Origin of the sequence: Streptomyces sp. NPDC008238, assembly GCF_042956445.1 — a bacterium.
In the GTDB taxonomy this organism is placed as follows: domain Bacteria; phylum Actinomycetota; class Actinomycetes; order Streptomycetales; family Streptomycetaceae; genus Actinacidiphila.
Genome location: NZ_JBIBGK010000001.1, coordinates 390,958 through 410,342, shown reverse-complemented (window position 1 = coordinate 410,342; position 19,385 = coordinate 390,958). Strand labels below are relative to the sequence as shown.

Annotated in this window: 16 protein-coding genes and 1 pseudogene; 7 read left to right on the top strand and 10 right to left on the bottom strand. The window is 74.1% G+C overall.

Going from position 1 to position 19,385, the window contains the following annotated elements; translation table 11 throughout:
* Positions 1 to 88: 88 nt before the first annotated feature.
* The 6 genes from ACFZAU_RS01910 to ACFZAU_RS01885 all read right to left on the bottom strand — a co-directional run bounded on the left by ACFZAU_RS01910 (position 89) and on the right by ACFZAU_RS01885 (position 7,157).
* Positions 89 to 649: a YrhB domain-containing protein gene (locus tag ACFZAU_RS01910; RefSeq protein ID WP_500550624.1), complete on the bottom strand. Its 561-nt coding sequence runs from the start codon at positions 647 to 649 to the stop codon at positions 89 to 91.
* A 51-nt stretch (positions 650 to 700) separates the two neighbouring features.
* A complete protein-coding gene (locus tag ACFZAU_RS01905) occupies positions 701 to 1,258 on the bottom strand; it encodes a hypothetical protein (RefSeq protein WP_500550623.1) in 558 nt (185 codons plus the stop codon).
* On the bottom strand, positions 1,259 to 2,038 hold the full coding sequence (locus ACFZAU_RS01900; RefSeq protein WP_500550622.1) for a GntR family transcriptional regulator: 780 nt from the start codon (positions 2,036 to 2,038) through the stop codon (positions 1,259 to 1,261). It abuts the gene before it with no gap.
* Positions 2,039 to 2,156: 118 nt separating this feature from the next.
* A complete protein-coding gene (locus ACFZAU_RS01895) occupies positions 2,157 to 4,124 on the bottom strand; it encodes a phosphocholine-specific phospholipase C (protein ID WP_500550621.1) in 1,968 nt (655 codons plus the stop codon).
* A gap of 30 nt (positions 4,125 to 4,154) precedes the next feature.
* A complete protein-coding gene (locus ACFZAU_RS01890) occupies positions 4,155 to 5,918 on the bottom strand; it encodes an endonuclease/exonuclease/phosphatase family protein (protein WP_500550620.1) in 1,764 nt (587 codons plus the stop codon).
* A 342-nt stretch (positions 5,919 to 6,260) separates the two neighbouring features.
* Positions 6,261 to 7,157 carry a glycoside hydrolase family 19 protein gene (locus ACFZAU_RS01885; protein ID WP_499602788.1) on the bottom strand — a complete coding sequence of 299 codons (897 nt, stop codon included), beginning with the start codon at positions 7,155 to 7,157 and terminating at the stop codon, positions 6,261 to 6,263.
* Positions 7,158 to 7,405: 248 nt separating this feature from the next.
* Here ACFZAU_RS01885 and ACFZAU_RS01880 point away from each other — a divergent pair, with 248 nt between their 5' ends.
* A complete protein-coding gene (locus tag ACFZAU_RS01880) occupies positions 7,406 to 8,803 on the top strand; it encodes an FAD-binding oxidoreductase (protein WP_500550619.1) in 1,398 nt (465 codons plus the stop codon).
* 61 nt (positions 8,804 to 8,864) lie between these two features.
* Positions 8,865 to 9,350 carry a DUF7919 family protein gene (locus ACFZAU_RS01875; protein ID WP_500550618.1) on the top strand — a complete coding sequence of 162 codons (486 nt, stop codon included), beginning with the start codon at positions 8,865 to 8,867 and terminating at the stop codon, positions 9,348 to 9,350.
* 38 nt (positions 9,351 to 9,388) lie between these two features.
* Here ACFZAU_RS01875 and ACFZAU_RS01870 read toward each other — a convergent pair whose 3' ends face one another.
* The 4 genes from ACFZAU_RS01870 to ACFZAU_RS01855 all read right to left on the bottom strand — a co-directional run bounded on the left by ACFZAU_RS01870 (position 9,389) and on the right by ACFZAU_RS01855 (position 14,778).
* Positions 9,389 to 9,988, bottom strand: coding sequence for a sigma factor-like helix-turn-helix DNA-binding protein (locus ACFZAU_RS01870; RefSeq protein WP_500550617.1), 600 nt, complete (start codon positions 9,986 to 9,988; stop codon positions 9,389 to 9,391).
* Positions 9,989 to 10,135: 147 nt separating this feature from the next.
* On the bottom strand, positions 10,136 to 12,967 hold the full coding sequence (locus ACFZAU_RS01865; RefSeq protein WP_500550616.1) for a helix-turn-helix transcriptional regulator: 2,832 nt from the start codon (positions 12,965 to 12,967) through the stop codon (positions 10,136 to 10,138).
* A gap of 262 nt (positions 12,968 to 13,229) precedes the next feature.
* On the bottom strand, positions 13,230 to 13,640 hold the full coding sequence (locus tag ACFZAU_RS01860) for a cupin domain-containing protein (RefSeq protein ID WP_500550615.1): 411 nt from the start codon (positions 13,638 to 13,640) through the stop codon (positions 13,230 to 13,232).
* Positions 13,641 to 13,809: 169 nt separating this feature from the next.
* Positions 13,810 to 14,778, bottom strand: coding sequence for an aldo/keto reductase (locus tag ACFZAU_RS01855; RefSeq protein ID WP_500461735.1), 969 nt, complete (start codon positions 14,776 to 14,778; stop codon positions 13,810 to 13,812).
* Positions 14,779 to 15,167: 389 nt separating this feature from the next.
* Between ACFZAU_RS01855 and ACFZAU_RS01850 the strand changes: the two genes are divergently transcribed.
* From ACFZAU_RS01850 to ACFZAU_RS01830, 5 genes and pseudogenes are all read left to right on the top strand, one after another.
* Positions 15,168 to 15,950, top strand: coding sequence for a hypothetical protein (locus ACFZAU_RS01850; protein WP_500550614.1), 783 nt, complete (start codon positions 15,168 to 15,170; stop codon positions 15,948 to 15,950).
* A 140-nt stretch (positions 15,951 to 16,090) separates the two neighbouring features.
* Positions 16,091 to 16,611, top strand: a pseudogene (locus ACFZAU_RS01845) (polyphosphate kinase 2 family protein).
* 225 nt (positions 16,612 to 16,836) lie between these two features.
* Entirely contained in the window at positions 16,837 to 17,568 is a 732-nt protein-coding gene (locus ACFZAU_RS01840; protein WP_500550613.1) for a class I SAM-dependent methyltransferase, read from the top strand.
* Between the two features lie 69 nt (positions 17,569 to 17,637).
* Positions 17,638 to 18,582 carry a GerMN domain-containing protein gene (locus tag ACFZAU_RS01835; protein WP_500550612.1) on the top strand — a complete coding sequence of 315 codons (945 nt, stop codon included), beginning with the start codon at positions 17,638 to 17,640 and terminating at the stop codon, positions 18,580 to 18,582.
* Positions 18,583 to 18,666: 84 nt separating this feature from the next.
* Positions 18,667 to 19,356 (top strand): CBS domain-containing protein, encoded by a 690-nt coding sequence (locus tag ACFZAU_RS01830; RefSeq protein ID WP_500550611.1) that lies wholly within the window; start codon positions 18,667 to 18,669, stop codon positions 19,354 to 19,356.
* The last annotated feature ends 29 nt before the right edge of the window (positions 19,357 to 19,385 follow it).

Here is a 19,385-nt window from a genome sequence, read left to right as displayed (position 1 = left end):
GAGCGTGCGGAGGCACAGCGGGAGCACGCGCAGGCGCACCGGACGTTCCCCCGGGCCCACGGAACGGACGTTCCCGGGAAGCCGTGCCCTAGCCGGGCCGTCCCCGGCGAATGGTCTCGACTGCGAACACCGGATCCAGGGGTTCGACGAGCGTTCTGGCCGCGATGTGCCCGAGGCCCACGGGTACGCCGCCCTGCTGCAGTCCGCTCACGTATGCGAGGGCCTGGGCAGGTGACAGCACGGGCAGCCTCTGCCGCAGGGTGCGCACGGCATGGATGCGTCCTCGCGCGGCAGCGACTTCGCCTATCTCGTCGTGCAGGTCGTCCACCGCGGTACGGGTCGGCAGCCCGCGGATGCGGGCGCGGTAGTCGGCCTCCCAACGACCTTCCCTTGCGGAGACGACTCCGATCCGGTGCAATCCTCCGTCGACGCGGTCGACCAGGTAGGGCCCGCTCCCGACCAGCGCGTAACGCATGTTCCCGGTGCGTAGGTATTCCTCGGACTGCCAGCCGACGATCCAGACCAGTTCGTGTTCCCTGACACCCGAAACAGCCGTGCGCACCGCGCGCGGATCGATCGCCGCACACTCCTGGTCCTGCCGTGCCAGCTCTGCCTCGACGATCCGGACCGCGGACTCCCGTTCGATCACGCGCACATCCTCCCGCGCCCGCTCGAACCGGGCCAGCGGATTACGTCACCGTCAGCGGGCGGACCGCCCGGCGCCCAGGCCCCCCGGGCCCTTGTCCGGACGGGGGTCCTGGGGGCGGATCGAGTGCTCGCGTTCGGACGCGAGGCGGCGGATGCGCTTCGTACGGCCCGCGGACGCGAGGCGGGTGAGGACCGCGGGGTCGGGCGACGACGTGGCGAGGCCCAGCTGGAGCCAGTCCGACCACGAGTCCTGGACCGCTTCGTCGACGAGCAGGGCGGTCACCGACGCGCCCTGCAGGAGGCCGAGTTCGCGGGCGCGCCGGTCCGCGTAGGCCCGTTCACGGTCGGTGCCGAGCCGGGCGGTCCAGGCCGCGCATTCGTCGGGTGGGAGGCCGCCGAGGACCTGCAGGACGATGCCGAGGGCGACGCTCGGGTCGGGTTCGACGGCCACGGCGTCGTACAGGTCGGGCAGACACGCCGGGTCGTCGAAGGCCCGCCGGTACAGCGCCCATCGTTCGTGCTCGTCGTGAAGGACGCCTGAGAGGTCGCCGGGGGCGGCGCCGAGGCGGTCGGCGAGGGCGGCGACGACCCGGGGCAGGTCCCGGGGCACTCAGTCCTTCCCACCGCGCGGGCTGTGGCGGCGGCCGAGGGATGAGGCGGCCACCGAGTTGTGCACGGTGAAGGCGATGGTGCCGGGCAGGTAGCGGTCCTCGGACCACTCCACCGGGGCCCCCTCGGGGTCGGTGGTGCGGCGCCGCTCGCGGAGCAGGACCTGGCCGGGCGGGCAGTCCAGGAGGCGGACGTCGTCGGCGTCGGCCCAGGCGAGGTCGATGGTGTGGTCGGCGTCGGTGAACAGGACGCCGTGGGCGACCAGGGCCTCGGTGTGGGAGACGGTGTCGGGCGGCAGTTCGGCCACCAGGGCGCCGATCCGGGCCGGGTAGAGGGAGCGTTCGACCATCACCGGCTCCCCGGACAGCGTCCGCAGCCGCAGGACGAGGTAGACCTCGGCGCCCTCCTCCAGGCCGAGCCGGCCCGCCTCGGAGGGTTCGGCGGGGCGCCGCACCACGCTGTCCACGCGGCCGCCCGGGGTCTCCCCGATGGAGCGGGCCCAGTTGGTGAAGCTCAGCAGTTCCGAGAAGCTCTGCGCCCGCGGGCCGCCGAGCACCGTGCGCCGGGTGCCGCGGCGCGAGGTGACCAGGCCGTCCGAGCGCAGTACGGCCAGCGCGTGCCGGACCGTGCCGCGCGAGACGTCGTAGCGCTCGGCGAGGGTTCCCTCGGGGGGCAGTTTGGTGCCGGCGGCGTACTCGCCCGCGATGATCGCCTCGCGGAGTCCGGCCGCGACCTTGCGGTAGCGCAGCTCGCTGTCCGGGGTGCCCTGCTCCTGCCGCACCGTGGTCTCCTGCGCTGCTCGTGCCGTGCGGGCCGCGCGCGCGGCCGGATCCCCCCGACCCTACCCGGAGGGGGCGGGGTGCGGGCGGCGGCCCGTACCCCGTCCCCTCCGGCGCGCCTCACGCGGAGTGGACGGTTCCCGCGTAGCGCTGGACGAAGCGGGTGCCGGTGCCCGCGGTGACGGTCACGTCGTAGCGGCCGCCGTCGGTGCGCCAGGTCACCCGGGTGCGGTCGCCGGGGCGGACCCACACGGTCTGCTCCTTGCCGGCGAAGTCGTTCGGCGTGAGCGTGAACGCCGCCTCGGTGCCGCCGTCGTTGCGCAGGTAGAACTCGACGGCGGCGTTCTCCGGCCGCCCGTCGTGCCGCAGGGTCGCCGTGACCGCCGGGACGGCCACGTCGTCCTGCCCGTCGGGGACGACCGTCCCGGAGAAGCGGCGGACGAAGCCGTCGGCGCCGTGCACGGAGAAGTCGTAGCGGCCGTCGGTGGCCGCCGCGTCCCACTCGTAGGTGCGCGTCGAGCGCGGCGGCACGGTGAACGGCGTGCCGGTGAAGGGCAGCGCCGTGTTGGGCAGCACGGTGAAGTGGTAGCCGACGGTGCCGTCGTTGGTGAGCCGGCAGGTGACCTTGCCCTTCGCGCGGTCGACGGTCACGTCGGCCCACGGCCGGTACGGCAGCGGGCGGTGCGGCCGCCGGCCCTCCTCCTGCCCGGGCATCTCGGAGTGGTCGGGCACCTTCACCGCGGGCAGCGCGTTGCCCGCGTCCGCCTTGGCCATCAGCGCGACGGTGTCCGGCAGCCGGGGGATGCTGTAGTCGGGCTTGGTGAAGTCGAAGCAGCTGGTGAGGTCGCCGCAGACGGTGCGCCGCCAGTCGGAGATGTTGGGCTCCTTCACCCCGGTGACGCGCTCGAGGAAGCGCACCACCGACGTGTGGTCGAACACCTGGGAGTTGACCCAGCCGCCGCGCGACCACGGCGACACGACCCACAGCGGCACCCGGCTGCCCAGGCCGATGGCCTTGCCGTTCGCGAACTCGTCCTTGGTGCCGGGCTCGGGGAACGGCGGGATGACGTGGTCGAAGTAGCCGTCGTTCTCGTCGTACATGAGCAGGAAGACGGTGTGCTTCCACACGTCGGGGTTGGAGAACAGCGACTGCAACGCCGTGTTGACCCAGTGGGCGCCGTAGTCGGGGCTGGCGGCGGGGTGTTCGCAGAACAGGTACGGCGCCACCAGCCAGGAGACGGTGGGCAGGGTGCCGTCCTTGCAGTGCTGGTCGAACGCCGTGAGGTCGAACCTCGTCATGGCGTTGATGTAGCGCGGGTCGTCCTTGGGGAACTCGTGGAACTGCTTGAAGTACGACAGCGCGTTGTCGTCGTAGTCGCCGTCGCGGTCGTCCGACCCGTCGGGGTTGTGGTAGACGCGCCAGGTGACGCCGGCATCCTGGAGGCGCTCGGCGTACGTCGTCCAGTCCGCCACCGGGTTGTCCGTGACCGGGGTGTTGTCGGTCCAGGGGCCGGTGGTGCCGTCGACGCCGGGGCCGGCGGTGCCGGTCCACAGGTAGAGGCGGTTGGGGTCGGTGGGCCCGTTCAGCGAGCAGAAGTAGCCGTCGCAGAGGGTGAAGGCGTCGGCGAGGGCGTACTGGTAGGGGATGTCCTCACGGGTGAAGTAGCCCATGGTGCGCTCGCCCTTGGCGGACACCCACTTGTCCATGGCGCCGTTGTTGACGGCCGAGTGGCCGCTGTCCCAGTCGTGCGGGAGGCCGCCGGCGTTCTGGGCGTTGTACTTGGTGGTGTCCATGCGGAACGGCAGGAGGTGGCCCTCCTCGCGTCCGCGGGCGGGCTGGCGGAACACCGGGTCGCCGTTGGACAGGACGGCCGCCTGGCGGTCGCCGAAGCCCCGTACGCCGCTGAGGGTGCCGAAGTAGTGGTCGAAGCTGCGGTTCTCCTGCATGAGGATCACCACGTGCTTGACGTCCTCGATGCTGCCGTGCCCGGGGCCGTGCCCGGTGGCCTCCGCGGTGGCGGGGAGGCCGACCGCTGCGGCGGCTCCGGCGGCGGTGCCGATGAAGGCCCGGCGGCTGAACTCGGTCATGGGTGAATGTGTCCTTCGGGTCGTTCGGGGTCAGCCGCGGGCGGACAGGGAGAAGGTGACGACGGCGGCCGCGTGGTCGGAGGGCCAGCCGTTGCCGGCGGTGTCCGGGACGGGCCGGGGCCAACCGGTGACCAGGGTGTGCGCCTCGACGACCTTGAGCGGGCCCGCGTACTGGACCTGGTCGACGCGGTCCTGGGGTTCGGCGCCGCCGCCCTCGTGCTGCGGCCGGACGGGCGACCAGGTGGTGCCGGGGTCCTTGACGGGGTTGGAGTGCTCGGCGCGGAAGGCGTCGGTGAGGCCGGCGTCCTCCAGGGCCTCGGTGACGGGCCAGCGCAGCCGGCCGGTGCCGCCGTGCGCGGACGACGTGCGGCTCGTCCAGTCGCGGTGCGACGGCGAGGCGAGGCCGGCGGCGAGGACGACCGGACCGCGGGAGGCGATGTCCCGGCGCATGGCGGCGACCAGGGCCTGCGTCTGCCGGTAGCGCGCGGTGCCCTTCTCGGCGGCCTCGACCTGCGCGGCGGTGCGTCCGGCGAGCACGGCGTAGGGCCCGTAGTCGGCCTCGTCCAGCTGCGCGTTCCACAGCCGTACGGTGCGGTCGCCGGGCAGCCGCAGGGTCGCGGCGGCGGCGGGAAGGGAGGCGGTGGGGGCGAGGGTGTCGGTGAGCGGGTGGCGGCTCACGATGCCGAGGCCGCCGGCCTGGTGGGCGTGCCAGCCGAGTGCGGCGGCGAGCCGCTGGGCGCCGTCGTCACCGCACTCCTGGAGCGCGACGGCGTCGAGGCCCTGGGTCAGCACCAGCCGCAACTGCTTCTCCAGCGCGCCGTCTACGTGGCCGCCCGCGTCCCACAGGTTCAGTGCGGCGACCTTGAGGGTCAGCCGGTCCTTGCTCGTGCGGACCGGCACCTGCACGGTGACGGTGTCGCTGCCGGCGGCGCTGTCGGTGACGGAGACGACCAGCCGGCCGGGCGTACGGGGCGCCGTGGACGGGGCCTTGCCGCTGACGGTGCCGTCCGCGGCGACGGTCAGCCAGGGGTCGCCGCCGGCGCGCCGGAAGCTGGCGCTGCCCTCGGCGTTGCCCTCGGGCCGGATCCACAGGCCGCCGAGTGCGACGGAGAAGGCGGTGCCCGCGGTCTGCGCGGCGGTGGTGACGGCGTCGACGGCGGCGTGCGGGCGCGGGATGACGGGGCGCGGCACGAAGCTGAAGGGGGCGGTGCGGGCGAGGATGCCGTAGCCGTCCTTGGCCAGCAGGTAGGCGGTGTACGGGCCGCCGCTGAGGCCGGAGGTGTCGATGGTGATGTCGCCGGACGCGGCGGGGGTGTACTCCCAGGCGAGGGAGGCGCCGTTGCCGGGGACCCGGTCGCCGTCGTAGACCCCGATCCAGTTCTTGGGGTGGGGCGCGTCGGTCGTCCAGTGGAAGGAGAGCTTGTCGCCCTCGAACGGCTTCGGGGTCCGCAGCTCGACGGAGTCGCCGGTGGGCGGGCCGGCGAAGCTGAACGGCTCGGTCTTGGCGAGGACGCCGTAGCCGTCCTTGGCCAGCAGGTAGACGGTGTACGGGCCGCCGCTCAGGCCGGAGGTGTCGAGGGTCGCCTTCCCCGACGTTCCGGTGACGTACGTCCACACCAGCGAGCCGCTGCCGCTGGCGGGCTGCCGGTCGCCGTCGTAGACGCCGATCCAGTTCTTGGGGTCGGGGGCGTCCGTCGACCAGGTGAAGGTGAGTTTGTCGCCGCGTTGCGGAGGCGTCGTGGAGTCGAGCGCGACGCTGCTCCCGGATGCGGCGACCTGTGAGAGGGATGGCACGGTGTTGGGTCCTCTCCGCCCCGGCGCCGCCGCGGCGGCGTACGGGTGGGCAAAGTTGTCTAGATAACTTCGCTCCCAGCTAGCCGTCCCATGGCGACGAACCCGTGAACGACGGGTGGCCGCCGACCGGGAATCTGGCGGAAATCTGAGGATCATGCACAGGGTGGCGGGGGCCCTCCGCCGCCCCCGTAACCCTTCTGAGCAGTGGTGTCACGGACAACGGGGCGCCTGCGAGGACTTCCGCGCACGGAGCGGCGGCCTCCCCCCGGACCGCGGCCCGAGGGGAGGCGGCGTCATGCACCGTTCAACGGTGCACACTCCGTTGCGCGCAGGGCGACTCGTTCAGCAGCTGAGGTTGCCGCCCGGGGCGACACCCAGGATCTGGGTGAAGCGCTGGTAGTTGTTGACGCGGCTCTGCACCTGCGCGGGGTTGCGGCCGTCGCACTCCAGCGAGCCGTTGATGGAGCGGATGGTCTGGCCGAAGCCGGCCTGGTTGACCATGGCGTTGTGCGGGGTCATGGTGCCGGGGCCGCTCTGGGTGTTCCAGTACCACAGGCCGGTCTTCCAGGCCACGGCCGCGTCCTGCTCGACGAGCCAGGGGTTGTGGAGCAGGTCGATGCCGAGGGCGTCGCCGGCGGCCTTGTAGTTGAAGTTCCAGCTGAGCTGGATCGGGCCGCGGCCGTAGTAGGCGGCCTGGCCGGCGGGGCAGCCGTAGGGCTGGCTGGTGTCGCAGTAGTGCGGGTAGTTGGCGGTGTTCTGCTCGACGATGTAGACCAGTCCGCCGGTCTCGTGGGCGATGTTGGCGAGGAAGGCGGCGGCCTCCTGCTTCTTCACCGTGTCGCTGCCGGTCTTGGCGAAGCCGGGGTAGGCGGAGAGGGCGGCGACCAGGCCGCTGTAGCTGTAGAAGGAGTTGCGGCCAGGGAACATCTGGTTGAACTGAGCCTCGCTGACCACGAATCCGGAGGGGTTGCCGGGGTTGCCCGGGTCGGTCGTGCCGCCGCAGGTGCCCTGGTCGGCCCAGACGCCCCACTGGCCGGTCGTGCCGGGGGTCTCGCCCTGCGTCCACCACTTGGCCTGCCAGTTGTGTCCGCCGTAGGAGGCGGTCATGCCGCCGGTGTAGACGGCGCCGGCGCTCCACGCCGCGGCGCAGGAGGCGGCGGAGGCCGTGCCGGCGGGGAGGGCCACGGCCAGGCCGGCGGCGGCCGTGAGGGTGGTCAGGGCGGCGAGGGTACGTCGCATCACCGTAACTGCTCCTTGTGTGGGGGGAGTTGTCGCGCTTCGCACTGAGCAATGAACCGGATTGGCCTATACCTGTCAAGGTCTAGACCAACATCGCCCGCCTGCGGCCCGACCGGCCTCCGGCCGCGCTCCCGCCGCGCTCCCGGCCCGGCCCGCACGGCGGGCAGCCGACGTGCAGGGGGCGGCGGGCAGGCGAACAATGGAAACGGCGGAGGCGGCGTCACACGCACGAGCTGGGGTGTTCGGCCATGGGCGGCATTGACGAGCAGGCCCTCCGGAGCCTGCGGGAGACACTGAGGGGCCCGGTCACCGCGGTGGGGGACCCGGGCTACGAGGAGGCCCGCGGCGTCTACCACGCCATGATCGACAGGCGTCCGGCCGCGATCGCCGGATGCGTCGACGTGGCGGACGTACGGACCGTCCTCTCCTTCGCCCAGGACACCGGGCTGCAACTGGCCGTACGCGGCGGGGGTCACAGCGGTGCGGGACTGTGCGTGGTCGACGACGCGCTGACGCTCGACCTGACGCCGATGCGCTGGGCGTACGTCGACCCGCGGACGCGGACCGCCCGCGTGGGCGGCGGGAGCCTGCAGGGCGACCTCGACCACGGGGCGCACGCCTTCGGCCTGGCCACCCCCACCGGGACGGTGTCGACCACCGGGATCGGCGGTCTCACCCTCGGCGGCGGCCACGGTCACCTGACCCGCGGGTACGGGCTGACCGTCGACAACCTGCGGTCCGCCGACGTGGTCCTCGCCGACGGGACGTTCGTCACCGCGTCGGAGGACGAGCACCCCGACCTGTTCTGGGCCCTGCGGGGCGGCGGCGGCAACTTCGGCGTGGTCACCGAGTTCACCTTCGGGCTGCACCCCGTGGACACGGTCGGCGTCGGCCTGACCGTCTGGCCCGTCGACCGCACCGGCGAAGTACTGCGCTGGTACCGGGAGTTCCTCCCCGCCGCGCCGGAAGACCTCAGCGGCTTCCTCGCCCTGCTCACGGTGCCGCCCGGGCCGCCCTTCCCCGAGCCGCTCCACGGGCGGAAGGCGTGCGGCGTGGTGTGGTGCCTCACGGGCGAGCCCGAGGAGGACCGGCTGGCGCGGGCCCTGGCCGTCGTCGAGGAGCCCGGCCCGCCGATGTTCCACTTCACCGCGCCCATGCCCTACCCCGCCCTGCAGAGCATGTTCGACGGGCTGTTCCCGAAGGGGTTGCAGTGGTACTGGCGCGGCGACTTCTTCGACGCGATCACGGACGAGGCCGTCGCCGTCCACGAGGAGTACGGCCGGAAGCTGCCCACCGGCCTGTCCACGATGCACCTCTACCCGGTCGACGGGGCGGCCCACCGGACCGGCGGCGACGGCACCGCCTGGGCCTACCGGGACGCCGTGTGGTCCGGCGTCATCGCCGGGATCGACCCCCTGCCCGCCAACGCCGGGGCGGTACGCCGGTGGTGCGTCGACTACTGGACCGACCTGCACCCGCACTCCATGGGCGGCGCCTACATCAACTTCCTCGGCGAACAGGAGGGCACCGACCGGGTCCAGCACACCTACCGCGGCCACTACGACCGGCTGGCCGCGGTCAAACGCGCCTACGACCCCCACAACTTCTTCCGCGCCAACCAGAACATCCCGCCCGCCACCACCTGAGCGGGCAGTGCGGCCGGAGGGCCCGCGCGGGACGCACGGCACGACGTGCCAGGGTTCCCCCGTGACGTTCCACGAGGATCTGAGCCCCTATACCGAGTCGCCCGAGGACACCTTCTGGGAAAGCGAGGGCACCCGCGTCGTCTCCTTCACCCCCCGCTACCGGCGGATCAACATCGGATGGCTGACGGCGGAACACCCCCACACCGTCGGCCCGCCCCCGCCCGGATTCGTGCGGCGGCTGGACCGCGTCCTGGACGGCCAGTACGTCAACGCCACCCTGGGACGGCACGCCTGCGAACTGTGCGAAGCCGCCGGCGACGTGCGGGGGGCGCCCTGCGGCAGCAGCGAGATCCGCGTCCCGGGCTCACCGACGGAGGTCTACGCGGCGCCCTTCCTCATCGGCCACTACGTACAGGCACACCGCTACCTCCCCCCGCGGCCCTTCGTCGAGGCGGTGTCCGCCTGGCACGACACCTGGCGCGACGGCCCCCCGGCCCCGTGGCTCCCCGACGACGCACGGCGACTCGACTTCGAGGCCGGCGACTGAGCGGGCCGTGTCACGGGCGCCCCGTCACGGGCTCCCCGTCACGGCCGGGCGGCCGTCGCCGTTCCCGCGTCCCGGGTGGGCTCGGCCATGAACTCCCGTGCCCGCGCGACCACGCGGCGCGCCTCGGTCCGGGAGAGACCGATGATCTCGGCGATCTGCGCGTCGGGGAAGCCGAAGGCCTCCCGCAGCACGTAGGCCGCGCGCTCGTCCGGCGTGAGTCCGTCCATCAGCGTCAGCGTGGCGACGTCCAGCGCCTCCCCGTTCCCGGCGCCCACGGCGGGGTCGTCCGCGGTCGGCACCGGATCCGGCAGCCAGGGGCCGACGTAGCTCCGCCGGCGCGCCCGGGCGGAGTGCAGCTCGCCGATCGCCAGTCGGGTCACCATCATGACGAGGTGCGCGTCCGGCACCTCGGCCGGGCCCGTGCTCCGCCGGCGCGTCCAGGCGTCCCGCAGGACGTCCTCGGCCTCTCGCACGCTGCCGAGCATGCGGTAGGCGATCCCGAACATCAGCCTGCGGGCGTCCTCGAACGCGGCGTCCGCTTCCCGGAGCTCCTCCGGGACGACGTGCGGGTCCTCCTCGGGCGGCCGGACGGGCCGGGATGCGGTCGGCGAGGTCGTCTTCAGGCCGGACGCGGACATCGGGGACTCCTCTGGGTGGACGGCGCCCGTGGAGGGCGATGGCTCCACCCTCCCTCCGGGGCACCGCCCGCCGCGCCCCGGAAGTGCGTGGTCCGGTGCGTGGTCTCCCCCCGGGGTCTCGCCCGGGGGTCCGCACGGGGACGGTACTCAGCCGGCCCGCACCGGCCGCGCGTCCCCGATGTCCCCGTCGTCCGTGCCGTCCGTCCCGGCAGCCGAGAGGGCGCCCTGCAGGGCCCGGCGCGAGCCGATCCCGAGCTTCATGTACACCTTTCGCAGGTGCCACTCCACGGTGTGCGGGCTGATGAACAGCTCCGCGCCGATCTCCGGGTTCGTCATGCCGCCGGCCGCGAGCGTCGCGATCTGCGACTCCTGCGGTGTCAGCGCGCTCGCCGGCCCCGCCTCCCGCACCCGGACGCGCTCGCCGCAGGCGAGCAGCTCACGCCGGGCCCGCTCGGCGAACGCCTTCGCCCCCATGCCGTCGAACATCCCGTGGGCCGTACGCAGGTGCTCCCTGGCCGGCGAACGCCGGCGGCTGCGGCGCAGCCACTCGCCGTACAGCAGGTGGGCGCGTGCCAGCTCCACGGCCACCACCACGCGGTCGCGGCCGAACTCCTCGATCGCCGTCCGGTACAGGGCGTCGGCCTCGTCGCCGTCGGTGAGGAGCGCCCGGCTGCGGGCGGTGACGCCACGGGCCCACCCGGAATCGGCGGCGCGGGTGAGCTCGACCAGCCGCGCGAGCGAGGCCCGGGCCTGATCGGGCTCGCCGCACCGCGTCGCGGCCTCGACGTGCTCGACCAGCGACAGGCCCGTGAAGTTGAACCCGTCGTGCTCGATGCCCGTACGGGCGGCCGCCAGGGCCCGGTCGTAGCGTGCCAGGCCGTTGAACAGCACGCCCTGGATGTAGCCCGTGGCGCCCAGGAGGGAGACCTCGCCGCGTTGTACGGCCCTGGCCTCGGCCTCCTCGATGAATCCGGCGGCCGCCTCCTCGTCGCCCCGCCACGCGGCCAGGACGAGCGTCGCGTACGTGTGCGGGGCGTGGCCGGTCGCGGCGGCGATCGCGTCGGCCTCGTCGATCATGCGGGCCGCCTCGGCGAAGTCGCCGGTGTGGATGTGCACCCCGCTCGCGTAGATCAGTGCGGGCGGCAGTGCGCCGAGTGCCCCGATGTCGCGGGCCAGGCGCACCGCACGCGTGGCCAGCGTGTCCCACGCCGTCAGGTCCCAGGCGTAGTGGATGAACGCCTCCAGGGCGACCGGGGCCAGGAGGAGCCAGCGCATCGTCGCCTCCCGGGTAGCGACGTCCTCGTGCGCGAGGGGCTCCAGCGCACGGCGCAGCGCCGGGCCACCGGTCTCGAGGTCACCGACGAGCAGGGTGGCCACACCGTCCAGGAGCAGGTCGGCGGCGATCGAGCACGAGGGGGGCGCCCCGGACCCGCGGGCCGCGACCGCCGCGGCGCGGGCGCCCGCCGGGCCCTGGAGCCGGCCCGCGAAGACGGTCGCGCCGATCGCCTCGAGGTAGGTCTCCCGCGCCAGGGGCGACCCGGCTGCGGCGAACTGCGCGGCGGCGTCCAGGAACAGGGGTGCCGCCTCGTCGCTGCGGCTGCGGGCGAAGAGGATCCTGGCCCGCAGGCGCGTCACGCGGGCGCGGTCCAGGGGGCCGAGGGGGCACAGTTCGGCGAGCGTCGCCAGCGCCGTGGCCCGGTCGGGCGAGGCGGCCGAGAAGTGGGCCTCGGCGGCCGCGAGGGCCCGGCGCCCCCGCGGCCGGGGGTCGGGCGTCACCTCGGCGGCGCGCTCCAGCAGTACGGCCTCGGCGGCCATGCCGCCGCGCAGGCGCGCGCGGCCGGCGGCCTGCTCCAGCCCCGCCGCGACGTCCTCGTCCGGCCCGTCGACGGCCTGCGCGGCGTGCCAGGCACGCCGGTCCGGGTCCAGGACCGGGTCCGTGGCGGTGGCCAACGCCCGGTGCACCGCGCGGCGTTCCTCGGGACCGGCCTGACGGTAGACCGCCGAACGGGCCAGCGGGTGCCGGAACCGGACGGACTCGCCGAACTCGATCAGGCCGGCCGCCCTGGCCGGTGCGGCGTCGGGGGCGATCTTCAGGGAGGTGGCCGCACGGACCAGCAGACGCGGGTCGCCGACCGGTTCCGCCGCGGCGATCAGCAGCAGCGTGCGGGTCGGCGCGGGCAGCGAACCGAGCCGGCCGGCGAAGTCCCGTTCCACGCGGCCCGCCACCGTCCCCTGGACGCCGGGGGAACTGGAGTCCAGGCCGTACGCCAGCTCGGCGGCGGTCCGGCCGCGGGAGAACTCCAGCAGCGCGAGCGGGTTGCCGTGCATCTCGGCCACGAACCGGTCCCGCACCCGCTTCTCCAGCCGGCCGCCGACGGCTGCCTCGAGGAGTTCTCCGGCCGCGGTGGTGTCGAGACCGCCGATGCGCATCTCCGGCAGACCGGCGAGTGCGGCCCGCCCCTCGGGGTCGCGTACCGCGAACGTCATCGCGACCGCCTCGGCGAGCAATCGCCGCGCGACGAACTCCAGCGTCTGCAGCGACACCTGGTCCAGCCACTGGGCGTCGTCGACCACGACGAGCACCGGCCGGGTCTCCGAGGCCCGGGTGAGCAGGGTCAGCACGGCGAGGCCGACCAGGAAGCGGTCGGGCGGGTCTCCGGCCGCCGTCCCGAACGCCACGCGCAGGGCGTCGCGCTGGGGTTCGGGCAACGCGTCGACCTCGGCAAGGAACGGCGCACAGAGCTGGTGCAGGCTCGCGTAGGGCAGCTCCATGTCGGCCTCGATGCCGCTCGCCCGGGTCACCGTCACGTGTGACGCCCGGGTGGCCACGTACTCCAGGAGCACGGACTTCCCGATGCCCGCCTCGCCGCGGATCACCCGCACCCGGGACCCGCCGTCGCGCAGACCGGCCAGCAGTTCGTCGAGCGCCGCGCACTCGCGCCGCCGGCCGACCAGGGTGGGAAGGGGGTCGGCGGTCATGCGACGCGGCTCCTGGAGGCCGAGGGGACGGGGTCCTGACCGCCTCCCCCAGGGGCCGGTCCACCGCGGGGGACGGAGCGGACGACGCTTTCTGTGCGAGGCATGCCGGGAAGGACGTTCACCACCACGTGTCACCACAAACTGTACGGATGGCCCGGGACCGCCGGGGAGGGCAGTGCTCCGGGCATTGCTGGGCGTGCCGGACAAGGAGACGTCTCCCCGGCGCGACGGCGGGGCCGACGACGTCACTTGGACGGCGGCGTCACCGCCGGGGCACCCTGAGGTGCCGTCGTTCGGCCAGTTCCTCCTCGCCGACCACGGTCAGCACCGGGGTCCCGGGCGGTGCGAACATGACCACCACCAACTGGGACTGCGCGTCGGCGAGGTTGTTGGCGCCCTGGTAGTGGATCACGTCGCCGCCCGGCTCGAAGAGGGCGTCACCGGCCTTGAGCACCCGGGGCGCCTGACCCTCCAGCTCGAAGAGGATCTCGCCCTGCGTCACGTAGCCGAAGACCGGCCCCGGGTGCCGGTGCGGCGGAGCACCCGCGTCACCGGGCGGCAGGGTGACCCGGATGGTCCTCGCCTCCGCGCCCACCGGGATCCGCCCCGCCGCCTCCGGCAGGCTCCCGACCAGTTCGACACCGGGGGGCAGGTGTGCGTGCTCAGCGCCCATGTGTTCCTCCAAACAGGGAATGTCCCCCACGAGGACAGGACACCCTCCCTGTTTGTGACACCGGGACTCGAACTCGGCCGGAACATGCCACGGCCACGGCCCCGGCGGCCCGTGCGTCACACCGCGGCAGGGGCCGGGACGCAGCTCCCGGCCCCCGCCACGGGGCCGCTCAGAAGCCCACGACGGCGTGCGGCCGGTACGGGCTCTCCAGTTCCTTGAGCTCCTCCTCGGTCAGACGCACGTCCAGCGCGCCGACGGCGTCGCGCAGGTGCGCCTCCTTGCCGACGCCGACGATGGGCGCCGTGACCCCGGGCCTGCCCAGCAGCCACGCCAGGGCGACCTGCGCCCGCGAGAGACCGCGCCGGGCCGCGATCGTCGCCACGGCCTCGACGATCACCCGGTCCTCCTCGAGGTAGAGGGTGCCGCCGAACTCGTCGGTATCCTGCCGGGCGCTGCCGGCGTCCCAGTCGCGGGTCAGCCGCCCCCGGGCGAGCGGGCTCCACGGGGTGACCGCGACGCCCTGGTCGGCGCAGAGCGGCAGCATCTCGCGCTCCTCCTCGCGGTGCAGGAGGTTGTAGTGGTTCTGCATGCTGACGAACTTCGTCCAGCCGTTGCGCTCCGCCGTGTACTGGGCCTTGGAGAACTGCCAGGCGTACATGGAGGACGCGCCGATGTACCGCGCCTTGCCCGACCTCACCACGTCGTGCAGGGCCTCCATCGTCTCCTCGACCGGGGTGTGCGGGTCCCAGCGGTGGACGATGTAGAGGTCGACGTAGTCCGTCCCGAGCCGGCGCAGGCTCGCGTCGATCTCGGTGAGGACGGCCTTGCGGGACAGTCCCGCGCCGTTGGGGCCCGGGCGCATGCGGCCGTGCACCTTGGTGGCGAGCACGATCTCCTCGCGGGAGGCGTACTCGGCGAGGGCCCGGCCGACGATCTCCTCGCTGGTCCCGTCGGAGTAGACGTTGGCGGTGTCGAAGAACGTGATGCCGGCCTCGACGGCGCCGCGGATGAGGGGGCGGGCGGCGTCCTCGTCGAGCGTCCACGGGTGGTTGCCGCGGTCGGGTGCGCCGTAGCTCATGCATCCCAGGCAGATCCGTGAGACGTCCAGCCCGGTCCTGCCCAGTTTCGTGTACTCCACGTCCATGCCTCCGCGTGTGGTGCCCAGGGTCGCCGAACGGCGCTCCCGAGTATGCAAGCCGGTGGATCTTCGCGTCGACGGCGCCTGCGCCGCGACGACGACGTTCGTCCGCATCGCCCGTGAAGATGCGGAAGGACCCTTGTGCACCACTTCGGGACGTCCGTCACGCGAACGACGTGGGCGATGTCACATGCCCCGATTTGCGCGCTTCATCATGGCTTTGACCTGCGCATTTTCGGAATTCTCCCTTCCGCTTCCGATGACCGCGCAGGTCAGGCCCTTGCGTCGACGGGAATGCTCGCGCAGAGTCCTTGCGTATCCGGCCCCGGCCGCGCAGCGCGGCAGCCGGCTTTCCGGGCGGGGGCCAGCCGAAAGGGTCCTCGTCTCACATGCGCAACCAGGCCAAGCACCGCCGCGGGCGTTCCCTGCGGCTCAAGCTGTCCGCCGCGGCTGTCGCCTCCGCCGCGGCCTTCGGCGGCACCGCGTGGGCACTCCAGCAGTCCGGCTCGGACGGTTCCGGGGCGGACCGCTCGTCCGGCTCCTCCAAGATCCACATCACCTCGATCGTGCCGAGCGCCTCCGGGCAGCCGGAGCACGGCCTCGTCGAGGCCGACAGCGGGCGCCGCGAGGCGGCGCCGGAGGCGGAGGAGGGCACCGGTGCGGCGCCCTCGAAGCGTCCGGCCGAGGCGAAGGCGAAGAGCAAGGCCAAGGCGAAGGCCACGAAGCCGCAGGCCACGAAGCCGAAGCCCGTGAAGAGCACGGCGAAGCCCGCCACCACCAAGCCGGCCCACCCGAAGCCGCCCGCGAGCACGCCGAAGCCCCCGAAGCCCACCGACAGCGCCACCCCGCCGTCGACGCCCACGCCGACGCCGACTCCCACGCCGACGGACACGCCGGACCCGACCCCGCCGGCAACCACCCCCGCCCCGACCCCGGCACCGACGACCAGCGCCCCGTACACCCCGGAAACCCCGGCCGCCGAGGCCAAGCCCACGGCGGAGACCGCCCCGGGGACCGCACCGGACCGCGCGGACACCGAGCTGCCGCCGCCCTTCGCGGCCCTCCCGCACGCACACGGCCACGGGCACCCGCGCGGCCCCTGGCTGCCGTTCCCGGCGACCGCCCCCGGTCACGCCGTCGGCGCCCCGGGCGGCACCGGCCCGGTCGGCTGAGCCCCCGGGCCGCCCCCGCCCCGCATGGGCCGGCCGGCGGACCCGCGGCCCCGTTCCACCGTGCCGGCAGGCCCCGGGACCGTACCGTGGGCGTCCTACGGAAGCGAGGGCACCACGGCATGGGTGACAAGCACCAGGGCATGGGTGACAAGAAGAGGCTGGACCGCCTGCCGCGCGGCGTGTACGAGCGGGAACTGCTGCGGCTGCAGGTCGAGTTGGTGAAGCTCCAGGAGTGGGTCAGGGCCGGTGGGCACAGGCTCGTCGTCGTCTTCGAGGGGCGCGACGCGGCCGGCAAGGGCAGCACGATCAAGCGCGTGACGGAGCACCTCAACCCGCGCACCCCCTGCAGGACCCGACCCGCCGCTGGAAGCTGTCGGGGATGGACCTGGAGTCCATCCCGCGCTGGGAGGCGTACTCACGCGCCAAGGACGAGATGTTCGTGCACACCGACATCCCCGAGGCCCCCTGGTACGTCGTCGGGAGCGACGACAAGCGCGCCGCCCGCGTCAACATGATCGCCCACCTCCTCGCGAGCGTCCCCTACGAGGAGGTCCCGCTCCCCGCCCTCGAACTCCCGCCCCGCCCCGAGTCGACCGGCTACCAGCGCCCGCCCCGCGACCTGCAGACCTACGTCCCGGACCACGCGGCGACCCTGCTCTAGCCGCACACGGAATCCGTGGGCAAACCGGGCCCGGCGTGTCCCGGAAAGGGGTCGCGGAGGGCTTCGGGGGCGGTGCGGGCGGGCGCGCGGCCGGGGCGCGGGGGCCGTGGGCCGGGGTGCCGCCGGGGAGGGGGAGGCGGGCGTACGCGGAGTTCGGGCACGGCCGCTGAGCTGGGCTTTCGGGGCCACGGCGCCTAGCGTTGCCGCATCGGGAAAGGGGATCTGATGGACCGTGGTATCCGCGACGTCGACGACGTGCTGAGGCTCCTGGACGACCTGTTCGAGGCGGGGGCCGACCGCTGGAGCGAAGGGGCGGCGGACTGGTGGGACGCGTTCTACGAGGACCGGTCCCGGCCGGTGCCGTTCTTCGTGGACAAGCCGGACGAGAACCTCGTGGAGTGGCTCGACCGGGGCCTGGTCAGGCCGGGCGGCCGGGTCCTCGACCTCGGGTGCGGTCCCGGGCGCAACGCCCGGTACCTGGCCGCGCGGGGGTTCACCGTGGACGCCGTCGACCTCTCCCCCGCCGCGATCGCCTGGGCCGGGGAGCGGGCCCGCGAGGCCGGGGTGGCCGTGCGCTTCCACCGCGGTGACGCCTTCGCCCTGGCCGGGACCACGCTGCGCGGCCCGTACGACCTGGTCCACGACTCGGGCTGCTTCCACCATCTGCCGCCGCACCGGCGCATCAGCTACCTCGCGCTGCTGGACGAACTCCTGGCTCCCGGCGGGCATCTGGCGCTGACGTGCTTCGCGGCGGGCGCCATGGGGTCCGAACTCGACGACGCGGACTTCTACCGCGAGTCCCGTCTGCACGGGGGCCTGGCCTACACCCCGGACGCGCTGCGCCGGATCTTCTCCGGGCTGGCGGAGGTCGAGTTGCGCCGCATGCGCGACGAGCCGGCGCAATCCGCGTGCTTCGGCGAGGACTTCCTCTGGGCGGCGCTCTTCCGCCGGTCCTGACCCTCCCGGGTGATGGCGTCCGGGGGCGGGAGCGGGCACGCTGGGCGCAGGCCGGAGGGGAGGACTCACATGGACAGTGCCCGGCTCGCTTCCTCACGCCCCGCGCGGGCGCTCGCCGCCGCGCTGGTGGCCCTCGCTCTGCTGTCCGCCTGCGGTGGCTCCGGCCAGGAGGCTTCCGTGTCTCCCTCCATGACCGCCGGCTCCGGCCCGCCGGGCTCCGCATCCGCCGCGCCGGGCGGCACGTCGCCGGACCCGACCGCGTCCGCGTCCGCCTCGGTGTCCCCGCTCCCGTCCACCACGGCGGCGCCCCGCGCGGTCCGCACGGCCGTCTACTTCCTCCACGGCGGCAAGCTGTCGGCCGCGCCGCGCACCGTCGACGGCCCGGCGACCGCGGCCGAGGCCCTGCGGGCCCTGCTCGCCGGGCCGAGCGGCGCCGAGCGCGGCCAGGACCGCGCGACGGCGGTCCCCTCGGGGACGGTGCTGCGTTCGCTGGCCGTACGCGACCGCGTCGCCACCGTCGACCTCTCGGGCCGCTTCGACGACGGCCCCCGAGGCGCGTCCGTCGCGGCGCGGCTCGCCCAAGTGGTGTTCACCGCCACGCGGTTCGCCGGCGTGGAGAAGGTGCGCTTCCGCGTGGACGGGGGCCCGGCGGCCGCCCTCGGCCCGGCGGCCGGCGGGCGGCCCCTCGGCCGCGCCGACTTCGAGGACCTCTCCCCCGCCGTCCTCGTGGAGTCGCCGCTCCTCGGCGACACCGTCACAGCGCCGCTGCGGGTGCACGGCACCGCCGACACCTTCGAGGCGGAGTTCCGGCTGCGGCTCTCCGACCGTTCCGGCCGCACGGTCGCCGACGTACGGGTGGCGGCCACCTCCGGCAGCGGCACCCGGGGCACCTTCGACGTGACCGTGCCCTACCGCGCGGCCGGTGGGCCTGGCACCCTCACCGCGTACGTCCTGTCCGCCGAGGACGGCCGCCGGGTCGTCCTGGAGACGGTGCCGCTCACGTTCGGGGGCTGAGCGGGAGCGGGCGGACCGTGCGCGCGCCGCCGCACCGGCCGAGACTGGAAGCAGGGGGGATCGTCCCGGGTCGTGGAGGCCGCCATGAACGCCGTCCGGCAGCCGACGACGGTGGGCGACGTGATGACGTGCAGGGTCGTCGCCGTCACCCGCCTCGCCTCGTTCAAGGAGATCGTGCGGGCCCTGGAGCAGTGGCACGTCAGCGCGGTGCCGGTGGTGGAGGAGGGCACGCGCGTCGTGGGCGTCGTCTCCGAGGCCGACCTGCTGCGCAAGGAGGAGCGCCGGGAGGACGAGCCGCCCCCGGTGACGTCCACCGCGTCCGCCGCGTCCGGCCCGTCCACCGCGTCCACCGCGTCCGCCGCGTCCCGCAAGGCGGCCGCGCTCACCGCCGAGCAGTTGATGACCGCGCCCGCGGTCACCGTGCGCGGCGACGCCTCCCTGGCCCAGGCGGCCCGCGCCATGGCGCGGCACCAGGTCAAGCGGCTGCCCGTCGTGGACGCCCGCGGCATGCTCAAGGGCGTGGTCAGCCGCGGGGACCTGCTGAAGGTCTTCCTGCGGTCCGACGAGGAGATCGCGCGCGACGTCCGGGAGAACGTGGTCGCCCGGCTCTTCCCCGACGCGTGGCGCTCGGTGGAGGTCGACGTCGACGAAGGGGTCGTCACCCTGAGCGGACTGCTCGGCGACCGCTCCCTGGTGCCGGTCGCGGACCGCCTGGTGCGGTCGGTGGACGGCGTCGTCGACGTGCGCTTCGACCTGACGCAGAACCGGGTGTGACGGCCGCCCCCGGCGCCGGATGCGAGGGC

Coding starts and splice junctions, on each gene's coding strand:
- ACFZAU_RS01895 (WP_500550621.1), bottom strand. CDS start 4,124: ATGACCGAGTTCAGCCGCCGGGCCTTCATCGGCACCGCCGCCGGAGCC.
- ACFZAU_RS01885 (WP_499602788.1), bottom strand. CDS start 7,157: ATGCGACGTACCCTCGCCGCCCTGACCACCCTCACGGCCGCCGCCGGC.
- ACFZAU_RS01880 (WP_500550619.1), top strand. CDS start 7,406: ATGGGCGGCATTGACGAGCAGGCCCTCCGGAGCCTGCGGGAGACACTG.
- ACFZAU_RS01870 (WP_500550617.1), bottom strand. CDS start 9,988: ATGTCCGCGTCCGGCCTGAAGACGACCTCGCCGACCGCATCCCGGCCC.
- ACFZAU_RS01865 (WP_500550616.1), bottom strand. CDS start 12,967: ATGACCGCCGACCCCCTTCCCACCCTGGTCGGCCGGCGGCGCGAGTGC.
- ACFZAU_RS01860 (WP_500550615.1), bottom strand. CDS start 13,640: ATGGGCGCTGAGCACGCACACCTGCCCCCCGGTGTCGAACTGGTCGGG.
- ACFZAU_RS01850 (WP_500550614.1), top strand. CDS start 15,168: ATGCGCAACCAGGCCAAGCACCGCCGCGGGCGTTCCCTGCGGCTCAAG.
- ACFZAU_RS01840 (WP_500550613.1), top strand. CDS start 16,837: ATGGACCGTGGTATCCGCGACGTCGACGACGTGCTGAGGCTCCTGGAC.
- ACFZAU_RS01835 (WP_500550612.1), top strand. CDS start 17,638: ATGGACAGTGCCCGGCTCGCTTCCTCACGCCCCGCGCGGGCGCTCGCC.
- ACFZAU_RS01830 (WP_500550611.1), top strand. CDS start 18,667: ATGAACGCCGTCCGGCAGCCGACGACGGTGGGCGACGTGATGACGTGC.